This window comes from Sinomicrobium weinanense (genome assembly GCF_018863395.1).
Classification (GTDB): Bacteria; Bacteroidota; Bacteroidia; order Flavobacteriales; family Flavobacteriaceae; genus Sinomicrobium; species Sinomicrobium weinanense.
The window spans coordinates 577533-591206 of record NZ_JAHKRR010000002.1 but is presented as its reverse complement, the minus strand read 5'-3'; the positions used below and the strand labels follow the sequence as shown (position 1 = coordinate 591206).

8 protein-coding genes are annotated in these 13674 nt (G+C 45.8%); 5 read left to right on the top strand and 3 right to left on the bottom strand.

Annotation, left to right across the window (positions count from 1 at the left end; genetic code table 11):
- Positions 1-60: 60 nt before the first annotated feature.
- A complete protein-coding gene (locus KN811_RS08005) occupies positions 61-4554 on the top strand; it encodes a translocation/assembly module TamB domain-containing protein (protein WP_486669425.1) in 4494 nt (1497 codons plus the stop codon).
- A 60-nt stretch (positions 4555-4614) separates the two neighbouring features.
- Here the strand turns inward: KN811_RS08005 and KN811_RS08000 are convergent, their stop codons facing one another.
- The gene (locus tag KN811_RS08000; RefSeq protein ID WP_187964661.1) at positions 4615-6447 is read right to left on the bottom strand and encodes a sodium:solute symporter family protein; all 1833 of its coding nucleotides are present in this window, start codon (positions 6445-6447) and stop codon (positions 4615-4617) included.
- 164 nt (positions 6448-6611) lie between these two features.
- Entirely contained in the window at positions 6612-7334 is a 723-nt protein-coding gene (locus KN811_RS07995) for a LytR/AlgR family response regulator transcription factor (protein WP_187964662.1), read from the bottom strand.
- Positions 7335-7808: 474 nt separating this feature from the next.
- Here KN811_RS07995 and nagB point away from each other — a divergent pair, with 474 nt between their 5' ends.
- The 4 genes from nagB to KN811_RS07975 all read left to right on the top strand — a co-directional run bounded on the left by nagB (position 7809) and on the right by KN811_RS07975 (position 13228).
- Positions 7809-9740, top strand: coding sequence for a glucosamine-6-phosphate deaminase (gene nagB, locus KN811_RS07990; protein ID WP_187964663.1), 1932 nt, complete (start codon positions 7809-7811; stop codon positions 9738-9740).
- A gap of 373 nt (positions 9741-10113) precedes the next feature.
- Positions 10114-11100 (top strand): 6-phosphofructokinase, encoded by a 987-nt coding sequence (gene pfkA / locus KN811_RS07985; RefSeq protein WP_187964664.1) that lies wholly within the window; start codon positions 10114-10116, stop codon positions 11098-11100.
- 94 nt (positions 11101-11194) lie between these two features.
- Positions 11195-12196 carry a type I glyceraldehyde-3-phosphate dehydrogenase gene (gene gap, locus KN811_RS07980; protein ID WP_187964665.1) on the top strand — a complete coding sequence of 334 codons (1002 nt, stop codon included), beginning with the start codon at positions 11195-11197 and terminating at the stop codon, positions 12194-12196.
- A 171-nt stretch (positions 12197-12367) separates the two neighbouring features.
- Positions 12368-13228, top strand: a complete 861-nt coding sequence (locus tag KN811_RS07975; RefSeq protein WP_187964666.1) for an N-acetylglucosamine kinase — start codon at positions 12368-12370, stop codon at positions 13226-13228.
- Between the two features lie 51 nt (positions 13229-13279).
- On the opposite strand, the gene KN811_RS07970 is transcribed toward KN811_RS07975, so the two are convergent.
- Positions 13280-13672, bottom strand: coding sequence for a RidA family protein (locus KN811_RS07970; RefSeq protein WP_187964667.1), 393 nt, complete (start codon positions 13670-13672; stop codon positions 13280-13282).
- Between the last annotated feature and the right edge of the window lie 2 nt (positions 13673-13674).

Sequence of the window (13674 nt, the reverse complement as noted above, 5' to 3'; positions counted from 1 at the left end):
ATTTGTTTTGTTGTTTCCACCGACCAACCCGATTACAAACCGATAAGTTATAACCTGTAAATCCAAAAAGGGCGTATCAGAAAACTCAGGAAAATAGTGGTCAGGACCTTTTTGATCCTGGTTTTGTTACTGGTCATGGTCAGCATTTTTCTGGCATTGCCCCCGGTACAGACGAATATTGCCAATCGTGTAACCCGTGCCCTTAACGAGGATTTCGGTACCAATATCCAGGTTAAGAGGGTGTATATATCGTTTTTTGGCAGTGTAAGCCTTCGCGGCATCTATATAGCGGACCATCACAGAGATACCCTGATCTCCGTAAAGCGGCTCAATACCTCCCTGCTCAGCGTTCGCAATGTAAAGAGCATGGTAGACGGAAAACTGAATTTCGGAGATATAGACCTGGAAGGAGTACTTTTTAATTTAAAGACATACAAAGACGAGGAAGATACCAATCTCGACGTGTTTGTCGAAAAGCTCGAAAGCCCGGACACCACTTCCAGCTCGGAACCCTTTTTGCTCACCACTTCCCGGATCGACCTGGAAGATGCCCGGTTTAAACTGATAGACGAAAATACAGAAACTCCCGAAATTCTAGATTTCCAACAGATAAAAGCAAGCCTGCATGACTTTAAGATAGAAGGCCCCGAAGTGACTGCGGCAATAAGACAACTCGGTTTTGTCGCTGAAAGGGGCATTGAGGTAGAAAAGCTGGAAACAGACTTTTCATATGGCCTGGAAGCCATGCATTTCGACGATCTTTCTATTGAAACCTCTGAATCGAATATACAGGGCAACCTGTCCTTTTTTTATAACCGGGAAGACTTTTCAGATTTTCTGAACAAGGTAAAAGTGCAGGGTATGTTTGAAGACGCCACTATTGCCTTTGATGAAATAAACACTTTTTATAATGAATTTGGAAGGGGTAAACGGGTGACGTTCACTTCGAAAGTGGACGGTGTGCTCAACAACCTGAATGCCGGTAACCTGAGGGTAACTACCGAAAATACCAGTATAAGCGGTAATTTTAATTTTAAGGGCTTGTTCTCTTCGAATATACCCTTTAAAATGGATGCCAATATCGGGTATCTCTCCTCCAACTACCATCAGTTGAGAGGGTTGTTGCCCAATATCCTCGGAAATTCGCTCCCGTCGTCCCTGGCCAGGCTTGGGCAGCTTCGTGCACGCGGAAAGGCGGTGCTCACTGAGACTGCGATCAGGACCGACCTGGAGCTCGAAACCGATCTGGGAAGCAGTGTGTCCAACCTGGAACTCACGGAAATCAATGACATAGACAATGCTTCCTATGTCGGGACTATCACTACGACAGAGTTTGACCTGGGGCAGTTTATCGAAGACGACAATTTCGGAAAAACCTCCCTGCGCCTGGATGTGGACGGTAAGGGTTTCACCGAAGAAACGCTCAATACCGAAATAAGAGGGACAGTAGACAACATAGTATATAATGGATACAATTATAAAGATGTGACCGTTTCCGGTATTGTCAAAGACCAATTGTTCGACGGCTCCCTGGTTTCCAACGACGAGAATTTTACGATGAGCTTCGACGGCCTGGCCGACTTTGCCCGTGAAGAGAATCAGTTCGATTTTCGTGCATCCATTACTCATGCCGACCTTCATGCACTTCATTTTGTGTCGAGGGACAGTATTTCTGTTTTTTCCGGTGATATTAATATGAATATCACAGGGAATGATGTAGATAACCTTAAAGGGGAGGTCAGCTTTGCCCGGACCAGCTACAAGAACCAGAACGATAACTATTATTTCGAGGACTTTAAGATCATATCGGTCATAGACACTACAGAAAGGGTGATCACAGTCGATTCTCCGGAGATCATCAACGGGTTTATGAAAGGTAATTTTTCCTTTCGCGAACTGGGTAAAATAGTGCAGAATTCTGTGGGGAGCATCTACGCCAACTACAATCCGTACGAAATACAGCCCGATCAGTATGTGGAATTCAATTTTTTTATCAACAGCAAGATCATTGAAGTATTCTTTCCCCAGGTCAAGATAGGTAAGAATACATATGTTAAAGGAGAGATGGTTGCGGATGAGGGGGACTTTAAGTTCAATTTCCGGTCGCCCGATATCGACGCGTTCGGTAATGCCCTGAAAGGAATAGATCTTCAGATCGACAATAAAAACCCCCTGTTCAATACTTATGTGGAAATCGGGGAAATAAATACGGGATTCTATGATATTTCCGGTTTTAACCTTATCAATACCACGATCAAGGACACGCTCTTTTTCCGGACAGAGTTTAAGGGAGGGGACGGTTTTAAGGATGCATACAACCTGAATTTTTATCATACCATAACGCCGGACAACAAATCGGTCGTAGGCCTCAAGCGATCTGAAGTGGGCTTCAAGGGAAATAAATGGCTGTTGAACAAGGACAACAACCACCAGAACCGGGTGGTGTTCAACAAGACCCTGGACACTATCAGCATAGAGGAAGTAGTGATGAACTACGAAGATGAACAGATCAATCTTCAGGGTAAGCTGATAGACTCCACTTATAAAGACCTTTCGGTCCAGTTTAAGAATGTTTCTCTGGACAAGGTGACCCCGAGTGTCGAAAACCTCGACCTGAAAGGAGTGATCAACGGAGAATTTTATGTGCTTCAGCGGAGGAAAAATTATTATCCCTCGTCCAATCTGCGTATAGATGATTTTACCGTCAACGAGACCAATCTCGGTAATTTTGACATGGGGATCGTAGGGAGCCAGGACTTTTCCAGCTACGGGATCGACGCTGTTATAGAAAAAGACAGTAAAAAAGTACTGGACATAGTGGGGAACGTGGCCTTTGAGAACGATGCTTCTTCCCTGGATTTGAGAATGTCCCTGAACGAGCTGAATATGGCCGCTTTTAGTCTCCTCGGTGAAGACGTGATATCCGACATCCGGGGACTGATATCCGGAGAGGCGAGACTTACCGGAACCTTTGCCAAACCGGACCTTAACGGGCAGCTTACACTGCAGGATGCCGGGCTACGGATACCCTACCTTAATGTAAACCTGGATTTCAACCCCGAAACCACGGTAGACCTTTTCGGGCAGACATTTCAATTTAAAGATGTAACACTTACCGATACGGAATACAAGACCCGGGCCCTCTTTAACGGCACAATAACCCATACCGGATTTTCAGATTGGTATCTCGATATGTCCCTGGACACACAGGGAAAACGTTTTCTGGCCCTGAACACCCCCGAAACCGAGGAAGAACTCTTCTACGGTACCGGCTTTATCAATGGAGAGGCACAGATCTACGGGCTTACGGATGAACTGACCATTAAAATGTTCGCCACTACGGGAAAAGGGACCTCACTGAAGATCCCCCTGGACAATGAAGTAACGGTGGGCGATACGTCTTTTATCAATTTTATAGACAAGAATGCAGAGGCCTCTTTTGATGCCCATGAGAGGGGCCTGGCGGATTACAAGGGACTGGAACTCGAATTTGACCTGGACATCAACCCCGATGCCGAAGTGGAGATCGTGATCGACAAGGAACTCGGAAGTTCGCTGAAGGGCAGGGGGGCAGGAAACATCCTGATGGAGATCAACACCAACGGAAAATTCCGGATGTGGGGAGACTTTACCACGTATAGCGGGGACTACAATTTTAAATACGGCGGTATCATAGAAAAGAAATTCAAAGTAAAACCCGGGGGCTTTATGAGTTGGAACGGTGACCCCGACAGGGCCAATGTTGACCTGGAAGCCGTGTACAGCCTCAACGCCAACCCGGCCGTATTGCTGGACAATAATTCAGTGACCCGCAAGATAGCGACCGACCTGATCATAAAACTTAACGGCGAACTCCTGAAACCGGATATTGACTTTGATATACAGTTTCCCGGGACCAATGCTGTGATCAACTCCGAGTTGCAGTACAAGCTGGATGATAAGAGCAAAAGGGAATTACAGGCCCTCTCCCTGCTGTCCCAGGGAGCGTTTATCAATAATGAGATCAATATAACCAGGGGTGGAGTGGCCGGGAACTTTATCGAATCCGGTTTCAGTATGCTCAATGATATTCTCAACTCCGGGGACGGCAAGTTCGATGTAGGCCTTTCCTATGAACTGGGCACAAGAGACCCCAACCTGGATTTTGAGACCCAGGACAGGTTTGGCGTTACGGTATCTACCCAGATCAGCGAAAGGATACTTATTAACGGAAAGATCGGGGTGCCGATAGGAGGAGTGGCCGAAACCGCTGTGGCCGGTGACGTAGAGGTACAGATACTGCTCAATGAAGACGGGACCCTGAGAGCAAGGATATTCAACCGGGAAAACGAAATACAACAATGGCTGGCCGACCGTATCGGTTATACCCAGGGTGCCGGTCTGTCTTACCAGGTAGATTTTAACACCTTCCGGGAACTGCTGAGAAAAATATTTAAGGCCAGGGAGAAAAATACCGAAAAACCTGATGTCGAAACAGAAGCCAAAAAAGAAGCCTCCACAGGAGAAGATACCATGGGAGGCGGTTTAATACATTTCGGCCAGAAAAAAAGTTAGAAGTACGAAGTTAGAAGTAAAAGCTAAAAACTTCGTACCTCTAACTTCGTACTTCTAACTTTATAAAATATCGTCTTTCATACGGTTCCAGACCACGGCCAGTAAAATTCCCGAAATAATCATAACAATGGTCAGCCCTATGGCCAGGGGATAATTGCCGTATATCCAGTTTCCTGTGGCGAACATGCAGCAATAGACAAGGATACATCCCAGTATCATGGCCAGTATGCCTGAGGGGACGGACCACTTTTGTTTGCCGTCCACAATATTCACATTTTCGGCCCTTGCCTGGTCAATAATACTTTTCCAGCCTGGTCCGCCGGGTTGTGTCTTTTTATAGAAATCATAGAGAACTTCCTTTTTCTCCGGTTTGGTCATAAACGTAACCACGAGCCATACGATGGTAGTGACCAGGACAATGGAGGGGAGGTTGGCCCATCCGGGGAATACGCCAGCCACCTCTGTGCCGCTTGTGTCTGTATAGCCAAAGAGATAATCGCCCAGGGGAGAAAGGGTCAGTACAAGGCTGCTGATGGCTGCGGCGAACATCACGGATATTTCGCTCCACGCGTTGATGCGCCACCAGAACCAGCGCAGGATGTAAACCAGTCCCGTTCCCGCACCGAACATAAGGAGAATACCAAATAATTGGGCAGCATTGGTCAGCAGCAGGGCCATTATTGCACTGGCTACCATAAGCAATACGGTGGAGAGCCTGCCGATATTTACCAATTCTTTTTCTGATGCGTTCTTGCGTATCGTTTGTTTGTAAAAATCGTTGACAATATAAGAAGAGCCCCAGTTGAGCTGTGTTGAAATGGTGCTCATATAGGCCGCTCCTAGCGATGCCAGTACGAGGCCGAGGAGTCCGCTGGGTAATTTGGTAAGCATGGCAGAGTAGGCCAGGTCGTGCCCGAGTTTGCTTTCCTCTATATTAGGGAAGGCTTCGTGTATGCTGGCAATATCCGGAAAGACCACCAATGAGGCGAGGGCTACCAATATCCAGGGCCAGGGGCGCAGGCCGTAGTGCAGAATATTAAAAAAGAACGTAGAGGCTATGGCGTGATTTTCATTTTTTGCAGCCAGCATACGCTGGGCAATGTATCCGCCTCCGCCGGGCTCTGACCCCGGGTACCAGGAGCTCCACCACTGCACCGCGAGCGGTATGATAAGGATGGAGATCAGGGCTTCCGTATCTGAGAAGTCGGGTAAAATAGACAGCTTTCCAGCTACATTTTCATGAGTTATCATTTTTGAGATACCTCCAACTTCCGGCAGGTTTACCAGGTAGTACGCTGCACCTACGGCCCCTACAATGGCTGTAAAGAAAAGGATAAAATCGGTATATACCACACCGCGGAACCCGCCGATGGCACTGAATATTACCGTAATGATCCCACCTATAAGAACCGTTTGTAAGGGAGAAAGCCCCAGCATAATGCCTCCTATTTTTATCGCTGCGAGGTTCACTGCGGCCAGGGTAATGATGTTAAAAAAGAGTCCGAGATAAAGGGACCGGAACCCGCGTAAAAAACGTGCGGGCTTGCCTCCGTATCGCAGCTCGTAAAACTCCATATCGGTGAGCACGTTGGATTTTCGCCATAATTTAGCGTAGATGAATACCGTAGATAGGCCTGTGAGTAAGAATGCCCACCATTCCCAGTTTTTGGACACACCATCGGAACGGACAAAATCTGTGACCAGGTTGGGAGTATCTGTCGAGAAGGTCGTGGCAACCATAGAAAAACCAAGGAGCCACCAGGGCATGCTTCGGCCCGACAGAAAGTATTCTGTGGTATTCTTTCCGGATCTCTTGGAAACAACAATACCGACAATTAAGGTTAAGGCAAAAAAACCGAAAATAATAGAGTAATCTAATAATGATAGTTTCATGAAATGTTGTGGTTAGTCCCTCGGTCCAGCCTGCCCTGAGCTAAGTCGAAGGGCTCGGGAACCGAAATTAATAATTAATAAATCATATTCCTTGGCTCCGCCCGGGAACCGAAAATCTTTGATAGTATACCCAAAAAGGTAATTCATAAAATGTAATATGTACATCATATAAGGTCCTGGTTGTCTTTAAAAATGCTGTCCTTGGCCTGTTTAGTATAATTTCGCCCTATGGGTATTCTTTTATTGTTTATTTCCAGAATATTGCCTTCAACAGCCTTTACCTTGTCTATTGCAATAGTATAAGAACGGTGTACCCTGATAAACTGGGAAGCCGGTAACTCTTCGGTTATATTGGTCAGGGATTTGTGCACGATATATTCGTCTATGGCTGTCACCACTTTTATATAATCCTTCAGGCTTTCGATAAAAAGGATATCATTGAGGTTGATTTTTACCATTTTTTTATCTACCTTTAGGAACATGTGCGGTTCCTGCTGTGCTTTTATGTTTACGAACCCACTACGTTTTATAGAGATGTCCTTAGCGAGTTTGTTAACAGTTTTTGCAAAACGGTGAAAAGGGATGGGTTTTACCAGGTAGTCAAAGACATCGAGCTCGTAACTTTCCACAGCATACTCCCGGTATGCGGTGGTGATGACGATGAATGCGTCGTGGTTGATGTTCTTGATAAAGTCCAGTCCGCTCATTTTGGGCATGTTGATATCCAGGAAGATGACGTCGACATCGCGGTTTTCCAGTGTAGCCATGGCTTCTATGGGGTTGTTGTGGCAGGCGATGATCTCAAGATTCTGAAACTCCCTGGAGTGAGACTGCAGTACACTTATGGCCAGAGGCTCGTCATCTATAATGATACACTTAATTTTCATCTGTCCCAGATTTAAAAAACACCATATTCAGCCGGCGCCATTCTGCTACCTGATTTATGCCCAGGTGATTGAAAAATTGATAAAAACATCTCAAAAAGAGCCAAAAAATAGATGTATTTTTACTAATAACAAAATATTTTAAAACAATTTTTTATCCATGTAAAATATTGATATTTACTAATATGCAAAATAATGCAGTTGATGAGTTTTTTAGTGCTGTTTAGCTAATTTTTTTTACCGGTGGGGTATTAATTTCTAAATTTTTGCCCTTCGACTCCGCTTAAGGATCGAGCCTGAAATCTGCCCTTAGGCTTAGATCAGGAGCCAAAACCTGAAACGTGAAACCAACACCTTTATGTCCGTAAAATAGTGCTATTCGTGATGTAGTTGGGTGCGCTGGTCGAAAAAATTTTAACATTTGGACCATATTAAATAATTTAGTTTCGAGAAAATAATCATTTCACACCGTTAGTTATGCATCGATATTTAGTACAGGCTAATGATATTAGTCATAAGGAAGTAGGGAAGTTTGAAGAGACCCGGTACGAAAAACTTCACAACGAAGTCTTTGAAAACTCCTATCAGGCGTCTGCCCTTGTTGCCGAAGAGATAGCGCAGCTTATAAAGGATAAACAGGAAAAAGGGGAGAACTGCGTGCTGGGGCTGGCTACGGGTTCTTCGCCCATTAAGGTATACGAAGAACTGGTTCGTATGCACAGGGAAGAAGGCCTGAGCTTTTCTAATGTGATCACCTTTAATTTGGATGAATACTACCCGATGAGTAAGGATAATCATCAGAGTTATCATTACTTTATGCATCAGCATTTGTTCGACCACATTGATATAAAGCCGGAAAATGTGCATATACCCGACGGTAAAGTTCTCCTGGATGAAGTGCATCAATATTGTATAGATTACGAGATGAAGATCAAGGAGCACGGCGGACTGGATTTCCAGTTGCTGGGTATAGGCCGTACGGGACACGTAGGGTTTAACGAGCCGGGATCGCACTACAACTCCGGAACGCGGATCATTACCCTCGACCACCTGACGAGGAGCGATGCTGCATCTGATTTTAACGGTATAGAAAATGTGCCCAAAAGGGCCATCACCATGGGGATCGGCACCATTCTCAAAGCAAAGCGGATTGTGCTGCTGGGCTGGGGACATAAGAAAGCAGAGATTATCAAAGATACCGTAGAAGGAGAGATCACTTCCAATGTACCGGCAACCTATCTGCAACAACACAAGAACACCACCTTTATACTGGATTACGAAGCCGCTTCGGAGCTCACCAGGTTCAAAACCCCCTGGCTTGTGGGGCAATGTGTGTGGACGGATGAGCTGAAACGCAAAGCGATGGTGTGGCTCAGCCTCAAGGCTAATAAGCCCATACTGAAGCTCACCGACAGGGATTACAACGACAATGGTATGTCCGGGCTGCTCGCCCAGGAAGGTTCGGCTTACGAGCTGAATATTCAGATGTTCAACGTATTGCAGCACACCATTACCGGATGGCCGGGAGGTAAGCCTAATGCCGATGACACCAACAGGCCTGAAAGGGCGGAACCCGCCAGGAAAAGGGTTATCATATTCAGCCCGCACCCCGATGACGATGTGATCTCCATGGGTGGAACATTCTGCCGCCTCATTGACCAGGGGCACGAGGTGCACGTGGTATATCAGACCTCCGGTAATATTGCGGTAACCGACGCCGAGGCCCTTAAGTTTGCCGAAGTGGCCAAGGATATGACCGCCGATACCCCCTCGGTTTTCGAAGAGGCGGTCGAATTCCTGACGAATAAGAGGGAAGACCAGATCGATTCTTTAGATGTAAGGAAGCTGAAAGGGCTTATACGAAGAAGGGAATCCTATGGAGCTACGCGCTACATCGGTTTGGACGACAAGAACGTGCATTTCCTTAACCTGCCCTTCTATGAAACCGGGGAGGTAAAGAAAAACCCTCTCGGAGAAGAAGACATACAGATCATTGTGGATATCATAGAGCAGATAAAACCACACCAGATATATGCTGCCGGCGACCTGGCCGACCCCCACGGAACGCACAAAGTGTGCCTGGACGGGATATTCGAGGCTCTGAAGCTGTTAAAGACCAAGCCTTATATGAACGATTGCTGGGTATGGCTTTACCGCGGAGCATGGCACGAATGGGGACTGGACGAAATAGAAATGGCGGTACCCATGAGCCCGGGACAAGTGGTTCAGAAACGGAATGCCATCCTGTTCCACCAGTCACAAAAAGACCGGGTAATGTTCCAGGGAGACGATTCCAGGGAGTTTTGGATGCGGGCTGAAGAGCGGAACAAAGCCACTGCAAAACTGTATGATGCCCTGGGACTAGCAGATTACGAAGCTATCGAAGCATTTAAGAGATATCATTTTTAGTGTTTTTACCGGTTGCCAGTTATGGATTGTCCGGATGCCAGGTCTGAAAACCGGTAACCGGCAACTGATAATTGGCAACTATCAATCATTACGTTCGGATCCGCCTGTCTGTTTCAGCAGGCGGATTTTGAATTATGGGCAGTAGCGTAAACAGTGTTTTTTCCGGAAAAAACCGGAAAGGGATACGGGCACTGCAGAATAAATAAAATGCTGAAATAGCATAAATAAGGTCAGAATGAGTTCCTGGTGTTAAATTATAACAGCTTGGAGTTAAAAGTTTTTAACGAAAACGTTAGAAATACTTAAACATTCGCAATTAGATTTTCAGGAATAGAATTATTAAATATCTTTGGTAGCTTTTAAAATAAAACTCATGTCAAACAATATAAAAAAGATCGCTGTTTTGACCTCCGGGGGAGATGCTCCCGGGATGAATGCGGCTATCCGGTCTGTAGTGCGTACCTGTGCCTATTACAATATAGAATGTGTAGGGATCTATCGAGGGTACGAGGGGATGATAGAAGGAGACTTTAAGCATATGAATGCCCGGAGTGTGAACAATATCATCAACAGGGGAGGAACGATCCTCAAATCTGCAAGGTCGAAAGAATTCCGGACAGAAGAAGGCAGAAAAAAAGCCTATGAGCAATTAAAGGCAGAGGGAATAGAAGCGTTTGTGGTTATAGGAGGCGATGGTTCCTTTACCGGGGCGATGATATTCAGTGAAGAATTTAATTTCCCAGTAATGGGTATTCCCGGAACCATAGACAATGATATCTACGGTACGAGTTTTACACTGGGTTACGATACTGCGCTCAACACTGTGGTAGAGGCTATTGATAAAATAAGGGATACGGCCATTTCCCACAACAGGCTGTTCTTTGTAGAAGTCATGGGGAGAGATGCCGGGCACATTGCTCTGAACACCGGTGTTGGAGCAGGTGCCGAAGAAATACTTATCCCGGAGGAAGACCTCGGCCTGGACCGTTTGCTGGAATCTCTCGAAAGGAGCCGCCTTTCCGGGAAATCTTCCAGTATTGTACTGGTGGCCGAAGGCGACAAGATAGGAAAGAGTGTTTTTGAGCTCAAGGAATACGTAGAGGAGAACCTGCCCGATTATGATGTACGGGTCACTGTTCTCGGGCATATACAACGTGGCGGAAGGCCTACCTGTTTTGACAGGGTCCTCGCCAGCCGCATGGGGGTAAAAGCTGTGGAAAGCCTGCTGGAAGGAAAGTCCAATTATATGGTAGGGTTTATTCAGGATAAGATAAGCCTCACCCCGCTGGACAAGGCCGTAAAAGGAAAGTCCGAAATAGACAGGGAGCTCCTGAGAGTGTCAGACATTATGACCACTTAAGAAAGCACCCCGCAACTGGTAACCGGAAACTGGCAACCGGTAATCGGTAACCGACAACAGCAAATCACAATAAATCACATAAATAATTAAGATCATGTCAAACTTAAAAATTGGTATTAACGGTTTCGGGAGAATAGGAAGGTTAGTTTTCAGAGAAACCGTAAAAAGGGACAATGTAGATGTAGTAGCAATAAATGACCTGTTAGACGTAGAGCACCTGGCATACCTTTTAAAATACGATTCTGTTCACGGTACGTTCAACGGTACTGTTGAAGTAAAAGACGGAAACCTGGTGGTTAACGGAAATACAGTAAGGATCACTGCAGAAAGAGATCCGAAAAACCTGAAGTGGGATGCCGTAGGAGCTGATGTAGTGGCCGAGTGTACCGGAATTTTCACCACGCTCGATACAGCGCAGCAGCACATCGAGGCAGGAGCCAAAAAAGTGGTGATCTCTGCACCTTCAAAAGACGCTCCTATGTTTGTAATGGGTGTAAACCACAAAGAAGTAAAATCTACCGATAACATCGTGTCTAACGCTTCCTGTACGACCAACTGTCTGGCACCGATCTCCAAAGTGCTGAACGACAAATTCGGTATCGAAGAAGGCCTGATGACCACTGTACACGCTACCACAGCAACACAACTTACCGTTGATGGCCCGTCTAAAAAAGATTACCGCGGAGGTAGAAGCGCCATGGCCAACGTTATACCCGCATCTACCGGGGCAGCCAAAGCCGTGACCAAAGTGATCCCTGCACTGGAAGGTAAACTTACCGGAATGGCATTCCGTGTACCTACACCAGATGTATCCGTAGTAGACCTCACTGTAAGGCTGGAAAAGGAAACTTCTTATGAAGACATCAAAAAAGTTGTAAAAGAGGCTTCAGAAGGAGAGCTGAAAGGTATTCTGGGATATACCGAAGAACCGGTAGTATCACAGGACTTTGTAGGAGATACCCGTACCAGTATCTTTGATGCCGGAGCCGGTATAGAGCTCAACTCCAAATTCTTTAAAATAATAGCATGGTACGACAATGAAGCAGGTTATTCAAGTAAACTCGTAGACCTGGCGCTTCACGTATCTTCATTGTAATAAGATGGTATAAAAGAGGATAAATAGAGGAAATAGTTTGTATTTTTGGTTGCAGGTTGCAGGTTTTCATTGTTCCTGAATAATTGTTGTAACCTGCAACCTGGAACTTACAACCTGAAACAACCCCAAATAACCTCCATTTGTCCATTCTTTAGTAATAAAATTGAGAATATGATATTAATTGTTGATAGTGGAGCTACAAAATCTGACTGGATAGCCCTGGATGAAGAAGGAAACCAGCTGTTTATAACAAAGACACTCGGACTGAGTCCGGAAGTACTGACCCGGGAGATCATTGATGAACGTCTGGCCAACAATTTTGAACTGAGCGATAACAGAGCAAAAGTTACCCAGCTGTATTTCTACGGAGCCGGTTGCGGCACCGATCGTATGAAGAACTACCTGACGAAGATCTTCAAGAACTTTTTCGTCAATGCCAGGATATTTATCCAGGAAGATACCTATGCGGCCATACACGCCACTGCCCAACCGGGAGAGCACGCCATAGTGTGTATCCTGGGAACGGGATCGAACTGCAGTTATTACGATGGCAGCGAGGTTTTTCAGAAAGTAACATCGCTGGGATATATACTCATGGATGACTGCAGCGGTAACTATTTCGGCCGCCAGTTGCTTCGCGATTACTATTATCACAGGATGCCCCAGAACCTGGCTCATAAATTTTCCGGAACTTATGACCTCGAAGCCGATGTCATAAAAAACAATCTTTATAAGCAACCTAACCCGAATACCTACCTGGCCACCTTTGCGAGGTTTGTTATTGAAAACCGGGAACAGGAATACTGCCAGAACCTCATTAAGGAAGGCATGCAGTTGTTTATAGACAATGCTATCCGGCAGTACGAACAGGCAGAGTCTGTACCCGTTCATTTCATAGGCAGCATAGCTTTCTATCTTCAGAAAGAACTGAACGAAGTTATGGCGGAGAACAACCTTAAGGTTGGAAATATATTGCGGCGCCCTATCGACAACCTCGTGGAATACCACAAGGCTATCGTGTTTAATAAATAAGGAAATATAATGTAGAGACGCACGACCGTGCGTCTCTACATTATATTATTTTTATTCCTGATCAGGATTTACAGCGATCATAGAGATCTCCACATTCACAAATTTGGGCAAATTGGCCACTTCTACCGTTTCCCTTGCAGGGGCAGTGTCTTCGCTGAAATACGTTCCGTAGACCTCATTGATCTTTCCGAAATTATTCATGTCGCTGATAAAGATGGACGACTTTATCACATGGCCAAAATCCATACCGGCAGCACTGAGAATGGCTTTCAGGTTTTGCATCACCTGTGTGGTCTCCTCTTCAATGGAATTTTGCACCAGTTCCCCCGTCTTCGGGTCCAGGGATATCTGCCCGGAAATATAAAGCGTGTTCCCGGATAGCACGGCTTGGTTGTATGGCCCTATCGGAGCAGGCGCCTGGTCGGTGTTAATGATCTTTTTCATAT